Below are 18019 nucleotides of genomic sequence, written 5' to 3' on the forward strand. Positions count from 1 at the left end.
GTGATCGAGATCTTCTGGGGTGTGCCCTCGCATGAGGCAAAACAAATACAGATCAGACCTTTTCTGCCGCAGTGAGAACACGATCGATAAAGGCTGCTCTTTTGGCCAGCTCTACTCTTAGGCCGCCGATTTGATATCGATGGTGGTGCCGTTGTATGTGGCATCAACGGGAGCCCATTCCGCCATGCACTCACTGCAGAGGTTGAGGGCGCGGTGCACAAGCCATTCAGCAAAGACTCCCCGCGTTCTGTTCTCCAACAGATGACCGCTGATCCAGCTGTGCTAATCCCCACTCCCTTCTTTCGATTGATCTGCATTACCTCCCGCGTTCCAGGGGCTTATTCATTGCGGGCTCTCCCTCAACTGAAGGATGTGCAATCCATTGGCTTGTTGCTGAATAAGAGAGCGCGCCGCCGATGCCGCCAAGGCCTGTCGCCAGGGGCGTGAGCGCTATCCGGATTGCATTCAAGGGGTGGTCTTCCGAGACGATCAGCACGTTCAACCAACCAATCGTGGCTACGACAACAACACAAAGGGTCGCTTGAGATGGAGTTGCGCCTTCAGTCGCGCACGGCGCAAAGAGCGATCGGCAAAATCGGCGACAGAGACCGCACCCAGCTCGCTGTGATGGCGATGGCCTAAGGATTGATCGATTCCATGGCCTGATCCAAAACCTGGAGTATTCATACCGTGCGCCAAGATCACCGAAAAAAAGGGGGGCGCATCCATGGGTCTGCAGCTTCAATCCGCTGAGTTCCTGCATGAGGACGGCATCACCTACTGCATTCGCCGCGACAACCTCAAGCAAGACTTCACCATCTACGAACGACGCGAGGGCGAATGGGTTGATTGCGGACTCGATCAAGCGGTGAAAGACCTGAACTTTGCTGAGTTCAAGCGCCTTGGCTTGCTGATCAAAACAATCATGGATGCCGATCAGTGGCTGGTGTAGCGCTCACGCTGAAGACGCCGAAGGTCTGGATCACGAAAGTTTCAGGCACACACTTGACCCAGGGACTGCGATTCGCCCCAGGAATACCAATGGCAAAACCAGGATCGGGATAGTCAGGATCATCCCCACGAAACAGGAAAGGGCGCCTTGATGAGCGATTCTTTATCTGCTTGATGGTGTTACGGCTGCCAGGGAGGGGAACCGCCCTTCCCCGCAAGAGAGACATCCATTACGATTTGTAACGAGGGGCTTCGGTGGAACGGAGAGCCTTTAAGGGAGGGGTTAGAGGCCCTCCTTTTTTGTGGCTGCAAATGGGCACAGCGTAAGGAAGCGGTACTGGATGCTCGCTGGAAAGGAACGTCAGGAGGACCGCTCTTTTTTATGCCTACTAAATAAAAATGGGTATGGATCTCTAGAGACATCAGCCCCTTCACTCGCTTGTAATGAGGAGGGTCGGGTGTTGGGGAACCCCTATCCGTAAGACGGTCGACGGAGAATACGACCGTCTTTTTTTTATGGAGGTCTGGCCTCAGACACATTTAGAAAGAGTTTGCTGAAGCTTCAGTCGTATCTGCATGGCTTGCTGGGCCGATCATCAAGAGGTCAAAACAAGACACCATGGGAGGAGTGAGAGACCTCCCATTTTTATGCGCTTCGACCAATGAGCGCTGCATTTTTTTCCACGACCGAAATATTCAATCGCCAATCACATTCAAATTCGAGGACTTAAAGCAGGCAATCTGAGAGTTTCAGGCTCATGACGATGCTTCCAGCAACACTGAGAACCCTGAATAAGCAGCAGAACCTCAAAGAACAAAAAAAGTAAGCCACTAAGCACAAAGTCCTAGGAACTATTTATTTCGCAATCATTAACTTGCCACCAAATAAAAACCGTTGTAATCATTTCTCAGCCGGATAAAAATGATGAGAGCATTTAAAAATGAACACGACTGTGAATCAATCACAGAACGCTGGGAAGCGGTAGACGCTTACCTTGAATGCGTCACAAGTTGTGGGCTTGACGATGGCGTCTGCGTCACGACCTGCATCACCAAACATCTTGAACCGGGAACGGAATTAGAAGACGAAGTGAAATTCGAACGCAAGTATTAATGCTTATCGCGATTTCCCAGTTGGCAGGCCTGATGGGTCTCCGCGTAAGAAATCCATGTGATCCCAGCGATCAAGACGATTAGAGCAAACGTTCCAAACCAATTAACTGGAAGCATAATTACTCACCTTCTCAACTAAGTCAATTAAAGCACAGGTAGAGCTTATTTTTAATTAATTCATGACAAAACAGTAATTTTTTAAATCATCGGGATCGAAGCCAAATCCCACCCTGTTTTCACAAAAAGAGGATCGCCAATATTCCCTCTCGACCACGGCTGGCGACTCCCGTTGGGTGATGGGTGATGGGGATTACAAGGCCAGGCTGTACGGCTGTCGCTGACAACAGCGCGATCGCCTGTTTCCGATTGGTTTGATTCAGAGCAGGCTTCGCTATAAAGGAGGACTCGGTTCCGGTGGTGATCAGCTGTTGGAGGAAACGGGGAAAGTCTGGTGAAAGTCCGGCACTGTCCCGCAACTGTGAAGCGACCAGTCCTGATTTTCAGCTTGGTCGTCAGTCAGAACGCCCGCCGTGTTTGTTCGACGAGGATCGATTTTTGAATTCATCAATCAAACAGCTCAGACCAGCTCATTCAGTGCTGCTAGGTGGTTTGACCCTGGCTTTGGCTGGATCTCCAGCCCTGGCCCATCATCCCTTTGCCATGCCTGAAGGCGGCCAGATAACTTGGCTGCAGGGCTTGCTGAGTGGAATCGGTCACCCGCTTCTGGGCCCAGACCATCTGCTCTTTCTTGTGGCGATCGCCCTTGTGAGTTGGGAACGACCCCGTCGTTGGCTGCTGCCGATGTTGGCTCTTGGGCTGATCGGTAGCGGAGTGGCGCAAGTTGTACCCCTCTCCGAGAGTCTTACGCCTTGGGCTGAGGCCGCTGTATCGCTGACCCTCGTGCTTGAAGGTCTTGTGATTTTGGGGAGGTTGCCTTTGATCACGCTGTTGCCAGCGATTGCTCTGCACGGCTACCTGCTGGGTGGAACCATCGTGGGAGCCGAACCCACGCCTCTGCTGGCCTATGGCCTTGGTTTGCTGGTGGCTCAAGGGGCACTGCTCTTGGCTGCCACCTCCTTGTCACGGGAGCTTCAAGGCTGGCTGGGAGAACGCAATCGCCAGCTCCTGGCAGCGGTCTGGATCGGAATTGGCTCGGCATTTGCCTGGTCGATCCTCATCCCCTGAACCTCACTCTCAAAAGCCAGCCTTGAAAGGCTGGTTGTTTGACCGTTGCTTTCAAGAGGCTGGAGACGAGATCTCCGGCCTCTTTTTATGTGTGAGCGTCTCTGGGACTGGCCAAACAAGCAGAAAAACTCAGAAACAATGTATTGAGAGCTCTTTAGAATTAACGGATATTAATTAGACGCAAAGAATTATTTAAAGGGATTCATTTTCAATCCATAGGTTAAACAACATGGTGATTCACCCCAGCCGCCACCGTTCGTCGCTGCGATTCGGATCCTGAATGGGGAGAACGAATCCTGCGGGGCATGACGCTGATGGCGATGTTCGACGTTCCCCCCAGCCCAGAAACTCTTGAGCTGTTGGAGCAGACAGCCACGACCTTCCAAGTGGATCCCAGGCCCGTGAACAGCTATCGCAACGTGATGGAGGGGCAGCTTCTGGCGCTGCGCTTCGACATCATGCGCCGGGGCTTCATACGGCTTTGACGGCAACACTCAAGGTGTTGAGTGGCCATGAGGACCGGGCCATGCGCAAACGGTATGAAGGTCTGAAGAGCTATCCAACAGGCAGCTTCGGCAAGGCCTACGCCGACTTCATCGAGATCAACCAATGCGATTTTCCGGGAACACCTCCCCCGGTGTTCAGGCACGACTGCTGCCATATCACCTGCGAGTTGATGAAGGACATCGATCCATGGACTCACTTCGCCGACCCGCTTGAAGACGAGCGGGAACGGTTTTCAATCCCTGCTCGCGGACGAGAACCTGAATATCCCTAGGGGAACAGGAGGAACGTGTTTTCTAGACCTAATTAACTGAACAGAGTTAATCAACAGAATTTGATCTGAACATGACACATCAAAACTTTCTGAAAGGATCCATTAATTGCAACCGGTGAAGTCCTGGTAAGCAAAGCGTTCGCTCTGTTTTTTGCGATCTAGGTTGAAAACATGGAAGGAAAGAGGTTTGTCGTGAACAAAAAAGTCGTTGTCCTCGATACCAATGTTCTTCTGCATGATCCAGAGGCGCCCAAGAGCTTTGGGGCCGATCGCATTGTGCTGCCGATTCAGGTGATCGAGGAAATTGATCGGTTCAAGCGTGATCCCTCTGAAAAGGGGCGTAATTCCCGTCATATAGCTCGCCTGCTCGATGGTCTGCGTGAGCGGGGCAACCTCGCTGATGGTGTTCCATTAACGCCCGACGGTGAAGGAACCCTGGAAGTGGCCTTTTGTCGGGCTGAAACCTTGGCCCAGTTGCCACCGGAATTGCGGGGTGGCGGGGGTGACAACAACATCCTGGCTGTGGCGTTGGAACAGATGCGGGCGAAGGGCTTGAGCGAGCCACCCGAGGTGGTGTTGATCACCAAAGACACCAATCTGCGCATCAAGGCGGATGCCGTGGGTCTGGCCGCCCAGGATTACTCCAACGACAAGGTGGCGATCTCCGATCTCTATCCAGGGTCCAGAGGCGTCAAGGTCTCCGCTGATGTGATCGATGAGCTGCACCAAAAGGGTCGCCTTTCGGTGAAAGCGCTGCCAGCGGATGTGATGGCGTCTTTGCAACCCAATGAGGGCCTCACCCTGATCGATCGCGACAGCGCAGACCACACCTTTTTGGCACGTCATCGCGGCAATTCAGGAGAAGTGGAACCACTGGTTTGGCTCAAACGAGCCCGTCTTGGTCGCCTAAAGCCGCGGAATCGCGAACAGAATTTCGCCCTCGACTTGCTTCTGGATCCCTCCGTTGAGCTGGTCACTCTTGTTGGTAAGGCCGGCACCGGTAAAACCCTGCTGGCGATCGCTGCTGGCTTGCATCAGGTTGCTGATCAACATCTTTATGCCCGACTGTTGGTGACCCGTCCGCCGATCTCCTTAGGCAAAGAGATTGGCTTTTTGCCAGGTTCCCTGGAAGAAAAACTTGCTCCTTGGATGCAACCCATCGTGGACAACCTTGATTTCCTTACGGGGGATACGATGAGCAATGAGCCGAAGGATGATCGTCGCCGCCATGGTGGTGGGCCCAAAAGCTCCTGGGCTGACCTTCGCGAGATGGGGCTTCTAGAAGTGGAAGCCATCAATTACATTCGCGGTCGCTCGATTCCCCATCAATTCATGGTGGTGGATGAAGCGCAAAATCTCACCCCGCATGAGGTGAAAACGATCGTGACGCGTGTTGGGGAAGGAACCAAGATCGTGTTCACCGGTGACCCGTATCAGATTGATAATCCCTACGTGGATGCCGAGAGCAACGGCCTTACTTGGCTCGCTGAACGCTTAAAAGGTCAGACCCTCGTGGGCCACATGACCCTGACGCGGGGAGAACGCAGTGCTCTTGCTGAATTGGCAGCAAATATGTTGTAACGCCCGTACCAAGCATGAAATCAGACGCGATTGATTCCACGTGGCCCAGTGATGATCCAACCCGGGTGGCTGACAACCTTCAGCAAATCATCCACTCGGACACCTATCGGCTCGCGCATCAGGATCTTGCTCTTCTCAACACATCCTCAATGCGTGGCGTGAGGATGTTGCTGGAAATCAGCAAGCCTGAGCTTCACTTTGAAGAAATTGGCATTTCCTCAACCATCATCGTCTTTGGGGGCGCACGCCTCAAGGAACGATCAGCAGCAGAAGCCCATCTTGAGAAGGCCATCAGGGAACTTGATACGGATCCCAACTCCAAACAATTGCAGCGAAAAGTGAGCCGTGCCAAAAAACTTTTGGAGCTGTCGCCCTTTTACGATGCAGCGAGGGAGTTCGCTTTTTTAGCCTCTCGTTTTGGTCAATCAGACACCAGCACAAGGCCTTGCTGTTCCTCCCATGTGATTGTGACCGGCGGCGGTCCTGGAATCATGGAAGCCGCAAATCGTGGAGCCTTTGATGCGGGTTGCCGGTCGATTGGACTCAACATCGAACTCCCACATGAACAAAATCCCAATCCCTTTATCACTCCTGAACTCTGCTTTAAATTTAATTATTTTGCACTGCGCAAATTTCACTTTGTGATGCGTGCCGTCGGCGCTGTGTTATTCCCAGGCGGGTACGGAACACTCGATGAACTTTTTGAGGTCTTAACGCTGCGACAGGTAGGAACTCAACATGCCATGCCAATCATTCTGTTTGGAAAGGATTATTGGACACGTCTGATCGACTTTGAATTCATGGCAGATTCAGGACTGATTGATGATCAGGATCTTGGCTTAATCCAGTTTGCAGACACCGCGACGGAAGCTTGGGATCTCCTGCGAGATCATCCTCTTCATCCGTGATCAACGGCCAAGCCAACACCGTTGTAATCACCTCAGGCCGCGACGATGGGCTTGAAGAGAGTGAAACAGCGTTTGAGGATCCTCGTATCGCTTGGGCAGGGCTTGATGGAGCGTGTAAAGGCGCCGCCAACACACGCTTTTGCGTGCTTCCTTCTCCTTTACCCCATCGGCCACCAGATAGTGCATGGCTCGCGTGTAAACCGCTTCCGTTTCACAGAGTTCGGCAATGGAAGGGTCATGGGTGAAGGTGATTGCGGCCATCTCCACAGTCTCAATTCGTGGAAATCATTAAGCCGCAGCTGGTGCATGGAGCACTACCCCCATTTGGGGTGAATCCCACTTGGAGCCAAATTTGTGGCTCTAAACAGCGCTCTGATTAGATCTGAACCATTCCACAACGCATGCCTTTGAGGACGGCTTGAACCCTGTTATTCACTTCCAGCGTGCGCAGCAATCGCTTGGTGTAGGTACGGGCTGTTTCTTCCGACACAATCAGGTCTTCAGCAATTTCGCGATCTGTCCTGCCGCGGGCGAGGCGATCCAAGACCTCATACTCCCGAGGGGTGAGCCGCGGACAACTGAGATAGGGCAGTTCGTCGGAGCGCAGGGATGGGCTGCGATAGGAGTGATGCCCCATCACCGCCAGCACCGCAGCTTCCAACGGTTTGCGGTCTTCAATGATGTCGGCTTCCGCCACAACGGCTTCCAGCCACGGCGCATTGTCGTATTCGATGGGAATGGCATCGCTCAGCGATAACACAACCACCTTCAAGCTTTCATCCAGCTCACGCGCCTTGCGAGCCAGTTCGAAACCATTGCCTTTCTCAAGCAAATCAGTGCAGAGCAGGAGCTCAAATGGCTCCTGCTTCAGATAATCCAAACAGGTTTGTTCATCGGTTACGGCACAACCGATTCGTCCTCTTTCGCTGAAACTATCGCAGAAACAACGAAGGAAGAATCGGCCTTTCATGGCAAGCGCAATCCGGCCGTTGACGGCAACGGAAAGCAGAGGTTCCTCATCAGCCGACGTCGGCTGGTTTTGAAGATATGGGGTGAGATCCACGCAAGGCCCTGCTCCTAGCTGCCATCTTTGCTAGACGACCCCTCCGATCCTTTTCGGTCGTTGTCAGTCGTCATAGATACGGCATTCCGGAGCCTCTGGATTCAGATCACAATGGAGCTCAAGAGAGGTGGGATCCTTGTGCTCACCTGGGTGGTGGCTGCGATACGACTCCAGCTCTTCGAGCTCGGTTGCGTAGTGACGAACCTTGGCCCGATCGCCGCTGGTTGCGGCCTTGGCCAGTTCCTCACGGTCCTTGGCAATGTGCGTTTCGATTGATTCCATGGAGACATGTGCGACGGCAAGGATTCAACGTTCCGACCGCATGCATCCACTACCCCAATCTGGGGACAGCGAGGTTGTCCCCAAAAGGGGGGAGATGCGATAGCCCTGCCGGGTGCAAAGTTCGGATCTATCGAGCTGCCAATCCATGGCTCCACCCAAGATCAGCATCGGTGAACTCGAAGCCAAGCATCCGATGTACTGCAAGGCCTTGAAGATCCTTGTCAGACAAGGCACAAGCAGCGCCCAACTTCAACGCACACTTTGCTGGGATCGTCTGCAGTTGTTGAACCGTTCCCTGCCCCGTCAATACAAATCACCGGAGCAATTGATGCGAATCATTCAGGCCGAAATCTCTACGAATCAACAACACTGAGGTCTTGCGATGTCTACCCATACCAATTCCGTGAAAGCACAAATCACCAGGAGCATGGTGCAACGGATCGCCAGTCTCGATCAATCGCAGCGCTATGAAGACAGCTATGCGATCACGCAAGAATTCAGAGAATGGCTGCTGGATCCCAAGCTGACCAGCCAGATGAGCACCCAGTCGAAATGCATCAAGCCCGCCAATGCCTTTGGATAGACCCTATCTGGGGGTATTGCAGCCATGGATCGGCAGCAGAGAGTGAACATCAGCCGATCCAATAGAGATGACCTCGTTAACACCTTCCCAATCCAACAACTGTCTTGGGAGGACCTGCTTGAAGTGGATGCCCGACGGATCCCTCTCCTCTGTGGATCACGATGCGCTCATGCGCCGGCTCTGTGAAGCTGATCCGATCCTGGCGGCCTCCGACATCTGTTCACTGGATTCCAGCCACAGCCAGCAAGCGGTTCGCTGAGGTCAGCTCTAAAAAAATCCATGAAGACGTCTCGATTCCAAGCTTGGTTTCCCTCCGTGGCTCGTCTGAGCTTGGTGGGAGCGTCCACGGTTCTTTCTTTGATGGGGGCCCTAGACACCCCATCCGTCATCGCTCGCTACTGATCCGATCTCAAAGGGGAGGGATCACCTGGGCGGCCTTAACAGCATCACCACACCCGAGCCTGTGAAGACGATGGTGAGCACGCCGAGCAACAGCGGCGCAGCAGCGATCGGCACGAACCAGCGGTGAATGCGACAAGCCTGGCGCTGCGTTTTCACGGGCGAGTTCACTGCTTGCGCAATTGTTTGTGGAGCTCTCGTTCATCCGCACAAGGCATCCAGCGGCCGTTGTTTTGATGACTGGTGCTGCAACCAATCTCCTGGGCTCGTTTCTGAGCCTCGGCTTTTGAGGCATACATGCCCTTGCCATGGGCAAACGCTGGGCTGATGCCTCATCAAACAGTCATCAGCGCAAGGAAGATCGTCTTCAACGTTCTGATCGCAAGCATTGACTTCAGAGGCCTTCGCAGTGTTCGACGGCTTTGAGCTAATTCAGTTGTCCTGGTGTGGTGAGACCGTTGGGGTTGACCGCCACACGCATCGCGATTTGATTGCACAAAACCCACGCGGGGTTGAAACTTCTATGGCTTCGGTCGCTAGAGATGCGTGCACTGGTTCTCACTTGCGCTTTGCTCGGCGGCGGGCTTCAAGGGCTTGTTTTGCCCGCAGCCCTAGCCCATTCGGGCCACGGAGATGCGTTCGTCCAGAACGATTCCGTGGATCAGGTGAAGGCCAGCCCCACCCAGGACCAGCTGCTGGGCATCAGCACCGATCAACCCCAGGTTTCCGCTGAAGGGCAAATACTGATTCCGACTGCGGCCATTCTTGATGTGGATGGACAGCCGCTTGTTTTCGTTCGCAGCGGCGACACCTACGACCCCGTGTTGATCAAGGTGGGCCCCGTTGTGGCTGATCGGACGGTGGTGCTTGAGGGGGTCACGGCCGATGAGCAGGTGGTGGTCTCTGGTGGCCTGTCGTTGTTTGCAGAGTCTCAGAAAAAAGATCGTCAACCGGTGGTTGTGGAGGAGCTCTCCACACCCGATCCCTCGGGGAACGCTCCCTCCTGGATGGTTCCCGGCGGCATCGCGGTAGCGGTCATTGTCGTGATAGCAGCAGGATTCGGCCTAAGGGGCCGCGGTTCTGGACGCAACGACAGCTGATCATTGCCTGATGCTCAACAAGCTGCTCAACGCGATCTTGCGCGGCGCGATCGCCCGCCGCTGGCTCGTTGTTGTTTGTTCATTGCTGATCAGTCTCTGGGGTCTGCTGAACGCCCTGGAGATGCCGATGGATGTGTTTCCAGCCTTTGCTCCGCCACAGGTGGAGATTCAGACCGCAGCCCCTGGGCTGTCTCCTGAACAGGTAGAGCGGCAGATCAGTGAACCGATTGAAGCGGCGGTGACTGGTCTCACCGGAGTGGATGTGGTTCGCTCCGCCTCCAAACCCGGCCTTTCGATGGTTCAGGTGGTGTTCATGGACGCGTCGCAGCTGAAGGAGGCCCGGCAGTTGGTGGCGGGACGCCTGCAGCAGGTGCGCGCCCAGCTGCCTGAGTCGGCAGAGGCGCCAGCGATTTCTCCACCGCTCTCGCCCCTCGGCACCATCCTTCAGTACGCCTTCACCCTTCCCGAGACCGCCAGCGCAGAGCAGGTGTTGGCGCTTCGCTCGCAGATTGAGAGCAGCTATGAGAACGCGTTGCTTGCGATTCCTGGGGTTGCCCAGGTGACGATCTACGGGGGGGATCTCGCTCAAACCCAGATCCAACTCAACCTCGAGGCGCTCCAGCAACACAACGTGGCTCTGAAGGAGGTGTTGGACGCGGCCTCAGATGTCCAGTTCAGTGGACGGGGCGGAATTCAGATCGCCGGCGGGCAAGAACGCTTGATCCTCACCGACAACAGCAGCGCAGACGCGAAGGATCTCAGCAGCGCAGCCGTGGTGGGAAGGGATGGGCAGGTTGTCTCGTTGGGAGAGTTGGCGGCTATCAAAAACGCTGCTGGCTTGCGCCGGGGCGAAGCCAGCTTCAACGGCAGGTCGGCGGTGGTCTTGATGATCAACAAGAAGCCGGATGTGGACACCCCTCAACTGACGCGGGCTGTGGAACAACGCGTTCAGCAACTACATGAATTGCTGCCAGCCGATGTGTCGGTGACACGCACGTTCCGGCAGGCCCATTTCATCGAGATCGCCATCCGCCATGTGAGCGAATCCCTGCTGTTGGGAGTGGTGATTGTGGCTGCTGTGCTGGGACTGTTTTTGATGAATTGGCGCACAGCCTGCATTGCTCTGAGTGCCATTCCTCTATCGCTGCTGGTGGGACTGCTGTTGATGCGTGGGGTGGGGCTGCAGCTCAACACGATGACCTTGGGGGGCCTGGTGGTAGCGATTGGTTCGGTGGTTGATGACGCCATCGTTGATATGGAGAACTGCTACCGCGGACTTCGCCGCAACAGGCAGGTGGCGCAACCTCTGGATCCTCTGGAGGTGGTCTTCCGCACCTCGGTGGAGGTCCGGCAGCCGGTGCTGTTCTCCACCTTGATCATCGTGGTGGTGTTTGCACCGATCTTCACGCTGACGGGCGTGGAAGGGCGCATTTTTATGCCGATGGGGGTCGCCTATGTGCTCTCGATCCTGGCCTCCACGCTCGTGGCACTCACACTCTCGCCAGCCCTGTGCGCCCTGCTGCTCAGTCGCGCACCGCTACCGCAGGAGGATTCTTGGGTGGAGCGCGGCGCCCAACGTTGTTACAAGCCGCTGCTCGATGCGGCCCTGCAATCGCCCAGACGGGTTCTGGCCCTGGCCCTGACGGGTGTGGTGGCGGCAGGGCTGGTGCTTCCCTCGCTCGGGCGTGTGTTTCTGCCCGAGTTTCGCGAGCAGTCGCTGGTGAATTCGTTGGTGCTTTACCCCGGCGTCTCCCTGGAGATGACCAGCCGTGCCGGCCAGGTGCTCTCCGAACGACTTCAATCCAGCAAGGACGTCAGCTGGGTGCAGGTGCGAGCCGGTCGCGCGCCGGGGGATGCCGATGGAGCTGGGGTGAACACGGCCCATGTGGATGTGGAGCTCAGCGCGGAGGCCATGGATGATCGCCCCGCTGCGATTGGTCGCATCCGCTCAGCGTTTCTGGCCCTGCCCGGCGTTGCCCCGAATGTGGGCGGCTACATCTCCCATCGAATGGATGAGGTGCTCTCCGGCGTTCGCAGCGCCATCGCGATCAAAATTTCGGGCCCAGATCTCAACGAACTGCGCCGCCTGGGCAAACGGGTGCAAGAGGTGGTAGCAACAACGCCAGGGGTGGTGGATCTGCAGCTGGAACCGCAACTGCCCGTGCCCCAATTTCAGGTGAACATCAACCGAAATGTGGCCTTGGAGGAGGGGGTGAGCGTGGCGACTGTCGCCAAGGCCGTGGAGGTGGCTTTGCACGGTGAGGAGGTCGCCGCAGCGCAACCGGCCTCAGGCCGGATGCCGGTGGTGGTGGCGTTGCCGCCGGATCAACGCGGTGACCTGGAAGCCCTGCGCCAGGTGCCCATCCGGGTGGCCTCCGGGGCGCTCAAACCGCTCGGTGCGTTCGTGACGATCGCGTCGGTGCGCGGACCGAACGAGATCAAGCGCGAAGACGTGAGCCGCAGGATCGTGGTCTCAGCGAATGTGGCCGGTCGGGCTTTGGGCCCTGTCGTCGATGAGATCCGCAGCCAGGTGGCCAAGTCGGTGACCCTTCCCTCGGGTTACAGCATCCGCTACGGAGGCCAATTCGAAGCGGAGCAGAGAGCTAGCCGCTCCTTGGTGACTTACAGCGTGCTGGCGGCTGTGGTGATCGCGCTGTTGATGGTGGTAGCCGTGCGCTCATGGCCAGCAACGATTGCGATTCTGCTCAACCTGCCCCTGGCCCTTGTGGGCGGTTTGATCGCCGTTCTGCTCAGCGGCGGGGTGCTGTCGGTGGCTTCCTTGATCGGCTTCATCACCCTGTTTGGTGTCGCCGTGCGCAACGGTCTGTTGCTGGTGGACAACTTCAACCGGCGGCATCAAAACGGAGAAGCGCAGATGGCGTTAATCCGCAACGGCAGCCTGGAGCGTCTCAACGCCATTCTGATGACAGCGCTCACCTCCTCATTGGGGATGCTGCCGCTGGCGCTGGCCTTTGGCGCTGGCAACGAAATTCTCCAGCCGCTGGCGATTGTGGTGCTGGGTGGTTTGATCACCTCCACCTTGCTCACGTTGCTGGTGATTCCTGCCTTATACGCCCGCTACGGGCGATGGCTGCTGCCGGTCCCGCCTGCTCAACCTTGCGGATCGATCAAGCCGTAGACAATCGCTTTCACCACCAGTTGGGTGCGCCCTTGGGCTCCGAGTTTTCCGGTGGCATTCATCACATGGGTTTTCACGGTTTCCAGGGAAATGTTCAATTGATTGGCCACGCCTTGGTTGCTGAGCCCGAGAGCCACGGCCGACACCACTTCAATTTCGCGCCTGGAAAGCTCCTCCACCAAGGGGGGAAGATCGGGCCTCGGCGCTTGCGCGCCCAGGCGACGAATCTCCTCGGGGTAATACACCTGCCCTTCGGCGAGGGTTTGAAGCGCCTGGATGAAATCCCCCTGCCCCGTCCCGAAGCTGGATTTGAACATCACGCCATCGGCATAGGCGTCCATGGCTTCTCGAACCACGGCCTGGGTTTCGCGCACCAACACAATCAAGCGTTGGCAGGAGGGGGAAACGGCATGCACACGCTTGATCAGGTTGATGCCGTAGCCCGTTTCAAGATCGGAGCTGCAGATCAATCAATCCGGGTTGAGGCGCTGCACCAGGGCAAAGCCTTCGTCTTCGGTGGTGGCTGCTCCCAGCATCACCGGCCTGATCGGTTCGGTGAGGCACAGGCAAATCAAGGCCATGCGATCACCCATGCAGGCCACAACCCGCCGCTGTTGAAGCAAAACCCTCGCTTGATCAATCGCTCCTTTGATTGCGCGCGACTCCAGGCGCAGCTCCATAACGAGCGTTCGATGGTGATCTTGTCTTAGCTGGATTCCGCTGATTGAGCTTCGCTGCGTTCATGGCGAACCACACCACGGATGCAGTTTGGATAAAGCTCACGCCCCAGGCGCCATGCCTTATCAGCGTTGGAGACCTGCACAGTTTTGATTTGCAGACGCCCCTTTTTCATCAGGATCAAGTCATAGGAGGGGGGCATCACGGCTCCACCGCACGCAACCCCATTGAGCCTGAAATCAAGACCACTTACATCCCTTAGTTGAGGGATGGACGAGCTCTCCATGCTCCCTGGGATGTGGGATGTGAGGAACAGACAAAGCAACGAGGGTTGGGCTGTTGCTCTTTTTTTATGCCTGCACTGCTGCCAACAGGCCATTTTCCTGTGGATCCCGTTGCTTTAGATCGAGAGGATTTAAACGACACCTACTGCAGGCTGAGACACAGCTACAAATCCGTGATGATTAGCCGCGGGGTGTATCGCAGCAAGGCAGACCAGAATCGTGTAGCGATGAAAGAACTGGTAGCCAAGATCCGAGCGATTGCCGAACGGGAAGCCAACGTGCGTTAGGAGGCCTACGAAATGCTCGAGATCGTGACCAATGTGGTGGGGGAACTGGAAGACGCTGGTGATGACCTAGTGAATGAATTTGGGGCCTATCGGCTAGGCAATCGCAGCTATCAAGGGGGCGGCTATCTCGGTGGTTTGATCAAAGCCATCGCTCGCTTCATCCGGCGTTGGACCTCCACGAAGGAGAAGCTCCATACCATCGTGGAGAAGCAGCAAGCGGTGCAACTCAGCCTGGAGGGAACCGATGGGCAAGATCGCTGAAGCGCTGCGCGCCAATCTGAGATCGGTTGCCGCATCGGATGCGAGGGCTCTGCGGGCGATCGACCAGGAGCTGTAGGCAGCAACCGATGGCCTTCAAGCGGCGCATGCTCCCCTCAGCGGTTGGGTGGATCGCAAGGCACTGCTTGGAAAGGGAACGTTCAAGCAGCAGACAGTGCGCTCGCTCAAGCGTTTGTGCAAAGAGAACGGCATCAGGGGTTATTCCAAACTCAAGAAGGCAGACCTATGCCTAGCCCTGAATGATCAGGGGGTTCAAGCACCACCACCGCCTCTGGACACTTTCAGCAAAAAGGAGCTGGTGGCGATGCTCAAAACACTCTTAGAGCTGCAATGACGATCACTCCCCGCTATGGACAAGCCCTGCTCTGGGCTGAGGAATTGCATCGTCAGCAACGGCGCAAAGCAAAAATGGTTCCCTACATCTCCCATCTGATCAGCGTCAGCGCCCTGGTGTGGGAAGACGGAGGCGATGAAGATCAGGCGATCGCGGCGCTGCTGCACGACGCGATCGAAGACGCTGGCCAAAGCCATGAATCGATCGCCGCACGCTTCGGGGAAGCGGTGGCCGACATCGTGCGCGACTGCACCGACACAAGCCCTGATGCTGCCGTTGGGGAACAGGAACCCTGGATGCTGCGCAAGACCCGCTATCTCAACTCCCTGGCGGCCAAACCACTGAGCTCGTTGCTGGTAACCGCCGCGGACAAGGCCCACAATGCCGGCGACATGGTGCTGGATGCCCGGCGCGATCCAAGCATGTGGAGCAAGTTCAATGCCGGGCTCGACGGCAGCGCCTGGTATCTGCGGCGGATGCATCAAGAGCTCGTCCAGACCCTACCCAACAGCCGATCCGTGGAACGCCTGGGGGAAGCCGTGGACGAAATCGTCAACAGCAGCGCCTATCAACAGCTCATCCCAACGGGATCAACCACCGAGACATGGGCGAACACCTACCCCGAACGCCATCACGGCTAACCTCGCGATCACCACGATGGCCTACGGCTACCAGACCGTTCCATGGCAGTGACGTAGGCCTGCAGATGCCCGGCCAGGGTGTGCACCAAACGGCGACGAGCCTGGCGAGAACTCCAGCCCATGTGGGGACTGATCAACAGATTTGGGGTTGTAAGCAACCGTTCCAATTCAGGCCCAGGCGGTTCCACGGGCAACACATCGAGGGCGGCGCCAGCCAGCTGACCATGGCGCAAGGCCGCGCAGAGATCCTCCAGATTCACCAGGCCGCCGCGGGCCATGTTGACGAGCAGAGCACTGGGTTTCATCCAGCTGAGCCGCAGGGCATTGATCAGGTTCTGCGTGTGCGGCGTCAGCGGCGCATGAAGGCTGAGCACATCGGCCTTGCGCAGGGCTGCTTCCAGCTCAGCACTGCTGCTGTTGCTGGTGAGGGCAATGCACTCCATCCCAAAGGCTGCACCAATCGCCAGAACTCCACGGCCGATATCACCGGCACCGAGCACCACCAGGGTCTGGCCCTCCAGTTCATCAAACTCAGGTTCGATCAGCGAAAACACCGGACTGCGCTGCCAGCTGCCAGCGATCAGATCCCGGCGGCGCTGATCCATCGCGCAGCAGAGCTCGAGGATCAAGGCCCAGGTGATCTGCACCACGGAGGCGCGGCTGTAGCGCCCGGCATTATGCACCCGGATGCCCCGCTCTGCACAAACGGCATGGTCGATCTGATCTGTACCGGTGGCAGCCACACAGATCAGGCGCAACTTTGGCAGCTGGCGAAGCAACAGGCCATCCAAGGGAATCTTGTTGGTGATGGCGATCTCGGCGTGTTGCAAGCGCGCCAAGCGCTCATCGAGGGAGGTGGAGGGCCAAGCCTGTAAATAACACCATTGCTGCATGGGCGCCAGATCAACGGGCCCGAGGCTGAGGGCATCGAGAAACACCGCAGGGGGAAGCGAAGTCCCCGCCGCTGTTTGGCTGCGATCCCCCGCCATGCGTTTGACCTTGAACAACCCTCAGTTTGCGAGGTTCCATCCAATCACTCCAAGTCGCTCACGGATCAACCACTTAAAAGAACAAAGCAGAGCGAAATGACAGCCCGGAATTGGATTGTCCCCAGATGGGGATTGGAGGCCCGCATTCAGGCGCAGTAAGACGGTTGCATTCGAGGCAAAGCCATGAAGATCGACCTTGCTCAAGCTCAACCCATGGGAAGCCTCATTGTTGAGGGAACCCACCGACCATTCCACGCCCTGGCCTGTGCCCTACGGCCAGCCAGCTTGCGGATCGCCCTCAAGGTCACAAACCGATGAGTTCCACACCACAACCATTCGTTGTTCGATACAAGAAAAACGACGGCAGCCGGCACACGCTGCAACTCCATGCGATCAATCGCAAGGAAGCACGGATCGTCGCTATGGAAACCAACGCCTACCTGCGTCGTTATCCCACCAGTGTGGATTCGATTCTCCATGCCGCCTGACGCCGCCTAAGGGTTGATGCTGGAGATCAAACCGTTCATGCCCGCCGATCTAGACGTCGTCACAAGGTTGGCTCGAGAGCAGGATTTCGCACCAGGAGTGGGCGACATCGAGATCTATGCCAACACCGATCGCCAAGGGATCTGGTTGGCATGGCTCGACAACGAGCCTGTGGGTTGCATCGCCGCGGTGACATACAACCCCGGCTATGCCTTCATCGGCCTGTTTGCGGTGAAGTCGGAGTATCAGGGACAGGGGGTGGGGCGTCGCTTGTGGGACCACGCGTTGGACACGCTGAGCAACGTGGCTTGTATCGGTTTGGAAGCGGCAGTCCAGATGGTGAGCTTCTACGAGAAAGCCGGTTTCGAGAAGGACTGCGTCACCACACGCCGGCAGAAGATGTGCCTCAGCGATCAATCAGAACACCCAAACACCAGCCTTCTGCGCCGCAGCGACATCAGCGTTGTGCCGTTGCGCGACGTCTCGCTGGAGGCGATTCAGCGTTACGACGAACGCCATGAGATCAGCCCGCGGCCCCATTTCCTTGAACTGTGGCTGCGCCATAAGGCCGGGGAGGTGTTTGTGGCCATGGATGGCAAGGGTGAATGCCATGGCTACGTGCGCATTCGGCCCTGTCTGCTCCCGATTGGCGAAGGCTGGCGAGTGGGTCCATTGCTGGCAGAGGAAGAGGCCATGGCCTCGCTGTTGCTAAACAACGCCATGGACCGCCACAAGGGAGTGGTGCTGATCGACACCCCCGGCTACAACCTTGCCGCCAAGACGATCACCAAGGCGAAAGGCTTCAAACCGATGGCCACAACGGTGCGCATGTACAAGGGCGTGATGCCACAACCGCAAGGCCACGATGGCAACGTCTATGGCCTGGCCTGCCTCGAGCTGGGCTGATCGCCTCGATCAGAGCTAACGGCAGCGATGCAGAAGATTCCAACCGAACAACA

At 56.7% G+C, this 18019-nt stretch carries 31 protein-coding genes and 1 riboswitch; of the genes, 20 read left to right on the plus strand and 11 right to left on the minus strand.

What is annotated here, in order from left to right; genetic code table 11:
* Positions 1 to 117 precede the first annotated feature (117 nt).
* Positions 118 to 258, minus strand: coding sequence for a hypothetical protein (locus SynROS8604_RS07785; RefSeq protein ID WP_186543540.1), 141 nt, complete (start codon positions 256 to 258; stop codon positions 118 to 120).
* Between the two features lie 3 nt (positions 259 to 261).
* On the opposite strand from SynROS8604_RS07785, the gene SynROS8604_RS07790 reads away from it, so the two are divergent.
* Entirely contained in the window at positions 262 to 447 is a 186-nt protein-coding gene (locus SynROS8604_RS07790; RefSeq protein WP_186543541.1) for a hypothetical protein, read from the plus strand.
* Between the two features lie 69 nt (positions 448 to 516).
* On the opposite strand, the gene SynROS8604_RS07795 is transcribed toward SynROS8604_RS07790, so the two are convergent.
* A complete protein-coding gene (locus SynROS8604_RS07795; protein WP_186543542.1) occupies positions 517 to 729 on the minus strand; it encodes a hypothetical protein in 213 nt (70 codons plus the stop codon).
* Between SynROS8604_RS07795 and SynROS8604_RS07800 the strand changes: the two genes are divergently transcribed.
* From SynROS8604_RS07800 to SynROS8604_RS07825, 6 genes are all read left to right on the plus strand, one after another.
* Positions 728 to 952 (plus strand): hypothetical protein, encoded by a 225-nt coding sequence (locus tag SynROS8604_RS07800; protein WP_186543543.1) that lies wholly within the window; start codon positions 728 to 730, stop codon positions 950 to 952. The two genes, SynROS8604_RS07795 and SynROS8604_RS07800, sit on opposite strands and share 2 nt — an antisense overlap.
* Before the next feature lie 1501 nt (positions 953 to 2453).
* Positions 2454 to 2612, plus strand: a riboswitch (cobalamin riboswitch).
* Positions 2613 to 2619: 7 nt separating this feature from the next.
* Positions 2620 to 3249: a HupE/UreJ family protein gene (locus SynROS8604_RS07805; protein ID WP_255444938.1), complete on the plus strand. Its 630-nt coding sequence runs from the start codon at positions 2620 to 2622 to the stop codon at positions 3247 to 3249.
* 314 nt (positions 3250 to 3563) lie between these two features.
* Positions 3564 to 3734 carry a hypothetical protein gene (locus tag SynROS8604_RS07810; RefSeq protein ID WP_186543545.1) on the plus strand — a complete coding sequence of 57 codons (171 nt, stop codon included), beginning with the start codon at positions 3564 to 3566 and terminating at the stop codon, positions 3732 to 3734.
* Positions 3731 to 4027 (plus strand): hypothetical protein, encoded by a 297-nt coding sequence (locus SynROS8604_RS07815; protein ID WP_186543546.1) that lies wholly within the window; start codon positions 3731 to 3733, stop codon positions 4025 to 4027. The genes SynROS8604_RS07810 and SynROS8604_RS07815 overlap by 4 nt, the downstream gene beginning before the upstream one ends.
* A gap of 171 nt (positions 4028 to 4198) precedes the next feature.
* On the plus strand, positions 4199 to 5608 hold the full coding sequence (locus SynROS8604_RS07820; RefSeq protein ID WP_186543548.1) for a PhoH family protein: 1410 nt from the start codon (positions 4199 to 4201) through the stop codon (positions 5606 to 5608).
* Positions 5609 to 5622: 14 nt separating this feature from the next.
* Positions 5623 to 6516 (plus strand): LOG family protein, encoded by an 894-nt coding sequence (locus SynROS8604_RS07825; RefSeq protein WP_186543549.1) that lies wholly within the window; start codon positions 5623 to 5625, stop codon positions 6514 to 6516.
* 27 nt (positions 6517 to 6543) lie between these two features.
* Here SynROS8604_RS07825 and SynROS8604_RS07830 read toward each other — a convergent pair whose 3' ends face one another.
* The 3 genes from SynROS8604_RS07830 to SynROS8604_RS07840 all read right to left on the minus strand — a co-directional run bounded on the left by SynROS8604_RS07830 (position 6544) and on the right by SynROS8604_RS07840 (position 7861).
* On the minus strand, positions 6544 to 6777 hold the full coding sequence (locus SynROS8604_RS07830; RefSeq protein WP_186543550.1) for a DUF3136 domain-containing protein: 234 nt from the start codon (positions 6775 to 6777) through the stop codon (positions 6544 to 6546).
* A 115-nt stretch (positions 6778 to 6892) separates the two neighbouring features.
* Entirely contained in the window at positions 6893 to 7579 is a 687-nt protein-coding gene (locus SynROS8604_RS07835; protein WP_186543551.1) for a response regulator transcription factor, read from the minus strand.
* Positions 7580 to 7642: 63 nt separating this feature from the next.
* Positions 7643 to 7861, minus strand: coding sequence for a CP12 domain-containing protein (locus tag SynROS8604_RS07840; protein WP_186543552.1), 219 nt, complete (start codon positions 7859 to 7861; stop codon positions 7643 to 7645).
* A gap of 145 nt (positions 7862 to 8006) precedes the next feature.
* Between SynROS8604_RS07840 and SynROS8604_RS07845 the strand changes: the two genes are divergently transcribed.
* The 4 genes from SynROS8604_RS07845 (at position 8007) to SynROS8604_RS15810 (ending at position 8846) form a co-directional block, all read left to right on the plus strand.
* Positions 8007 to 8234, plus strand: a complete 228-nt coding sequence (locus SynROS8604_RS07845) for a DUF3136 domain-containing protein (RefSeq protein WP_186543553.1) — start codon at positions 8007 to 8009, stop codon at positions 8232 to 8234.
* A 9-nt stretch (positions 8235 to 8243) separates the two neighbouring features.
* Positions 8244 to 8444 carry a hypothetical protein gene (locus SynROS8604_RS07850; RefSeq protein WP_186546080.1) on the plus strand — a complete coding sequence of 67 codons (201 nt, stop codon included), beginning with the start codon at positions 8244 to 8246 and terminating at the stop codon, positions 8442 to 8444.
* A 127-nt stretch (positions 8445 to 8571) separates the two neighbouring features.
* On the plus strand, positions 8572 to 8703 hold the full coding sequence (locus SynROS8604_RS15805; protein WP_255444939.1) for a hypothetical protein: 132 nt from the start codon (positions 8572 to 8574) through the stop codon (positions 8701 to 8703).
* A gap of 20 nt (positions 8704 to 8723) precedes the next feature.
* Positions 8724 to 8846: a hypothetical protein gene (locus SynROS8604_RS15810; protein WP_255444940.1), complete on the plus strand. Its 123-nt coding sequence runs from the start codon at positions 8724 to 8726 to the stop codon at positions 8844 to 8846.
* A 21-nt stretch (positions 8847 to 8867) separates the two neighbouring features.
* On the opposite strand, the gene SynROS8604_RS15815 is transcribed toward SynROS8604_RS15810, so the two are convergent.
* Both SynROS8604_RS15815 and SynROS8604_RS07855 read right to left on the minus strand, forming a co-directional pair.
* A complete protein-coding gene (locus SynROS8604_RS15815; RefSeq protein ID WP_255444941.1) occupies positions 8868 to 9002 on the minus strand; it encodes a hypothetical protein in 135 nt (44 codons plus the stop codon).
* 8 nt (positions 9003 to 9010) lie between these two features.
* Positions 9011 to 9142, minus strand: coding sequence for a DUF3721 domain-containing protein (locus SynROS8604_RS07855; RefSeq protein WP_186543555.1), 132 nt, complete (start codon positions 9140 to 9142; stop codon positions 9011 to 9013).
* 243 nt (positions 9143 to 9385) lie between these two features.
* Between SynROS8604_RS07855 and SynROS8604_RS07860 the strand changes: the two genes are divergently transcribed.
* Both SynROS8604_RS07860 and SynROS8604_RS07865 read left to right on the plus strand, forming a co-directional pair.
* Positions 9386 to 9943 (plus strand): efflux RND transporter periplasmic adaptor subunit, encoded by a 558-nt coding sequence (locus SynROS8604_RS07860; RefSeq protein WP_186543556.1) that lies wholly within the window; start codon positions 9386 to 9388, stop codon positions 9941 to 9943.
* Positions 9944 to 9953: 10 nt separating this feature from the next.
* Positions 9954 to 13082 carry an efflux RND transporter permease subunit gene (locus tag SynROS8604_RS07865; protein ID WP_186543557.1) on the plus strand — a complete coding sequence of 1043 codons (3129 nt, stop codon included), beginning with the start codon at positions 9954 to 9956 and terminating at the stop codon, positions 13080 to 13082.
* On the opposite strand, the gene SynROS8604_RS07870 is transcribed toward SynROS8604_RS07865, so the two are convergent.
* The 3 genes from SynROS8604_RS07870 to SynROS8604_RS07875 are packed head-to-tail and all read right to left on the minus strand — an operon-like array spanning position 13055 to position 14046.
* Positions 13055 to 13552, minus strand: a complete 498-nt coding sequence (locus tag SynROS8604_RS07870) for a response regulator transcription factor (RefSeq protein WP_255444942.1) — start codon at positions 13550 to 13552, stop codon at positions 13055 to 13057. The genes SynROS8604_RS07865 and SynROS8604_RS07870 overlap by 28 nt on opposite strands.
* Positions 13553 to 13762: a hypothetical protein gene (locus SynROS8604_RS15820; protein WP_255444943.1), complete on the minus strand. Its 210-nt coding sequence runs from the start codon at positions 13760 to 13762 to the stop codon at positions 13553 to 13555.
* Positions 13763 to 13788: 26 nt separating this feature from the next.
* Positions 13789 to 14046 (minus strand): hypothetical protein, encoded by a 258-nt coding sequence (locus SynROS8604_RS07875; RefSeq protein ID WP_186546082.1) that lies wholly within the window; start codon positions 14044 to 14046, stop codon positions 13789 to 13791.
* Positions 14047 to 14112: 66 nt separating this feature from the next.
* Here SynROS8604_RS07875 and SynROS8604_RS15825 point away from each other — a divergent pair, with 66 nt between their 5' ends.
* From SynROS8604_RS15825 to SynROS8604_RS07890, 4 genes are all read left to right on the plus strand, one after another.
* The gene (locus SynROS8604_RS15825) at positions 14113 to 14331 is read left to right on the plus strand and encodes a hypothetical protein (protein ID WP_255444944.1); all 219 of its coding nucleotides are present in this window, start codon (positions 14113 to 14115) and stop codon (positions 14329 to 14331) included.
* 12 nt (positions 14332 to 14343) lie between these two features.
* Positions 14344 to 14592: a hypothetical protein gene (locus SynROS8604_RS15830; protein WP_255444945.1), complete on the plus strand. Its 249-nt coding sequence runs from the start codon at positions 14344 to 14346 to the stop codon at positions 14590 to 14592.
* 124 nt (positions 14593 to 14716) lie between these two features.
* Positions 14717 to 14944 carry a transcription termination factor Rho gene (locus tag SynROS8604_RS15835; RefSeq protein ID WP_255444946.1) on the plus strand — a complete coding sequence of 76 codons (228 nt, stop codon included), beginning with the start codon at positions 14717 to 14719 and terminating at the stop codon, positions 14942 to 14944.
* Complete coding sequence (locus SynROS8604_RS07890) at positions 14941 to 15585, plus strand: HD domain-containing protein (protein WP_186543558.1); 645 nt, start codon at positions 14941 to 14943, stop codon at positions 15583 to 15585. Before SynROS8604_RS15835 ends, SynROS8604_RS07890 begins: the two co-directional genes overlap by 4 nt.
* A gap of 8 nt (positions 15586 to 15593) precedes the next feature.
* Here the strand turns inward: SynROS8604_RS07890 and SynROS8604_RS07895 are convergent, their stop codons facing one another.
* Entirely contained in the window at positions 15594 to 16574 is a 981-nt protein-coding gene (locus tag SynROS8604_RS07895; RefSeq protein WP_186545889.1) for an NAD(P)-dependent oxidoreductase, read from the minus strand.
* 183 nt (positions 16575 to 16757) lie between these two features.
* Between SynROS8604_RS07895 and SynROS8604_RS15840 the strand changes: the two genes are divergently transcribed.
* From SynROS8604_RS15840 to SynROS8604_RS07905, 3 genes are read left to right on the plus strand one after another with little or no spacing between them, the layout of a single operon-like run.
* Positions 16758 to 16892, plus strand: coding sequence for a hypothetical protein (locus tag SynROS8604_RS15840; protein WP_255444947.1), 135 nt, complete (start codon positions 16758 to 16760; stop codon positions 16890 to 16892).
* Entirely contained in the window at positions 16889 to 17062 is a 174-nt protein-coding gene (locus tag SynROS8604_RS07900; protein ID WP_186543559.1) for a hypothetical protein, read from the plus strand. The genes SynROS8604_RS15840 and SynROS8604_RS07900 overlap by 4 nt, the downstream gene beginning before the upstream one ends.
* A gap of 16 nt (positions 17063 to 17078) precedes the next feature.
* On the plus strand, positions 17079 to 17966 hold the full coding sequence (locus SynROS8604_RS07905) for a GNAT family N-acetyltransferase (protein ID WP_186543560.1): 888 nt from the start codon (positions 17079 to 17081) through the stop codon (positions 17964 to 17966).
* Positions 17967 to 18019 lie beyond the last annotated feature (53 nt).

The sequence above is a fragment of the Synechococcus sp. ROS8604 genome, assembly GCF_014279655.1.
GTDB lineage: Bacteria > Cyanobacteriota > Cyanobacteriia > PCC-6307 > Cyanobiaceae > Synechococcus_C.

Bases quoted from the DNA above. Each gene is read 5' to 3' on its own strand.
- SynROS8604_RS07830 (WP_186543550.1), bottom strand. From the start codon at position 6,777: ATGGCCGCAATCACCTTCACCCATGACCCTTCCATTGCCGAACTCTGT.
- SynROS8604_RS07820 (WP_186543548.1), top strand. From the start codon at position 4,199: ATGGAAGGAAAGAGGTTTGTCGTGAACAAAAAAGTCGTTGTCCTCGAT.
- SynROS8604_RS15830 (WP_255444945.1), top strand. From the start codon at position 14,344: ATGCTCGAGATCGTGACCAATGTGGTGGGGGAACTGGAAGACGCTGGT.
- SynROS8604_RS07875 (WP_186546082.1), bottom strand. From the start codon at position 14,046: ATGGAGAGCTCGTCCATCCCTCAACTAAGGGATGTAAGTGGTCTTGAT.
- SynROS8604_RS15840 (WP_255444947.1), top strand. From the start codon at position 16,758: ATGAAGATCGACCTTGCTCAAGCTCAACCCATGGGAAGCCTCATTGTT.
- SynROS8604_RS07865 (WP_186543557.1), top strand. From the start codon at position 9,954: ATGCTCAACAAGCTGCTCAACGCGATCTTGCGCGGCGCGATCGCCCGC.
- SynROS8604_RS07850 (WP_186546080.1), top strand. From the start codon at position 8,244: ATGTCTACCCATACCAATTCCGTGAAAGCACAAATCACCAGGAGCATG.
- SynROS8604_RS15825 (WP_255444944.1), top strand. From the start codon at position 14,113: ATGCCTGCACTGCTGCCAACAGGCCATTTTCCTGTGGATCCCGTTGCT.
- SynROS8604_RS15820 (WP_255444943.1), bottom strand. From the start codon at position 13,762: ATGGAGCTGCGCCTGGAGTCGCGCGCAATCAAAGGAGCGATTGATCAA.
- SynROS8604_RS07825 (WP_186543549.1), top strand. From the start codon at position 5,623: ATGAAATCAGACGCGATTGATTCCACGTGGCCCAGTGATGATCCAACC.
- SynROS8604_RS07895 (WP_186545889.1), bottom strand. From the start codon at position 16,574: ATGGCGGGGGATCGCAGCCAAACAGCGGCGGGGACTTCGCTTCCCCCT.
- SynROS8604_RS07795 (WP_186543542.1), bottom strand. From the start codon at position 729: ATGGATGCGCCCCCCTTTTTTTCGGTGATCTTGGCGCACGGTATGAAT.
- SynROS8604_RS07905 (WP_186543560.1), top strand. From the start codon at position 17,079: ATGCTGGAGATCAAACCGTTCATGCCCGCCGATCTAGACGTCGTCACA.
- SynROS8604_RS07845 (WP_186543553.1), top strand. From the start codon at position 8,007: ATGGCTCCACCCAAGATCAGCATCGGTGAACTCGAAGCCAAGCATCCG.
- SynROS8604_RS07855 (WP_186543555.1), bottom strand. From the start codon at position 9,142: ATGTATGCCTCAAAAGCCGAGGCTCAGAAACGAGCCCAGGAGATTGGT.
- SynROS8604_RS07810 (WP_186543545.1), top strand. From the start codon at position 3,564: ATGGCGATGTTCGACGTTCCCCCCAGCCCAGAAACTCTTGAGCTGTTG.
- SynROS8604_RS07860 (WP_186543556.1), top strand. From the start codon at position 9,386: ATGCGTGCACTGGTTCTCACTTGCGCTTTGCTCGGCGGCGGGCTTCAA.
- SynROS8604_RS07890 (WP_186543558.1), top strand. From the start codon at position 14,941: ATGACGATCACTCCCCGCTATGGACAAGCCCTGCTCTGGGCTGAGGAA.
- SynROS8604_RS07900 (WP_186543559.1), top strand. From the start codon at position 16,889: ATGAGTTCCACACCACAACCATTCGTTGTTCGATACAAGAAAAACGAC.
- SynROS8604_RS15805 (WP_255444939.1), top strand. From the start codon at position 8,572: ATGCCCGACGGATCCCTCTCCTCTGTGGATCACGATGCGCTCATGCGC.
- SynROS8604_RS07790 (WP_186543541.1), top strand. From the start codon at position 262: ATGACCGCTGATCCAGCTGTGCTAATCCCCACTCCCTTCTTTCGATTG.
- SynROS8604_RS15810 (WP_255444940.1), top strand. From the start codon at position 8,724: ATGAAGACGTCTCGATTCCAAGCTTGGTTTCCCTCCGTGGCTCGTCTG.
- SynROS8604_RS07840 (WP_186543552.1), bottom strand. From the start codon at position 7,861: ATGGAATCAATCGAAACGCACATTGCCAAGGACCGTGAGGAACTGGCC.
- SynROS8604_RS07800 (WP_186543543.1), top strand. From the start codon at position 728: ATGGGTCTGCAGCTTCAATCCGCTGAGTTCCTGCATGAGGACGGCATC.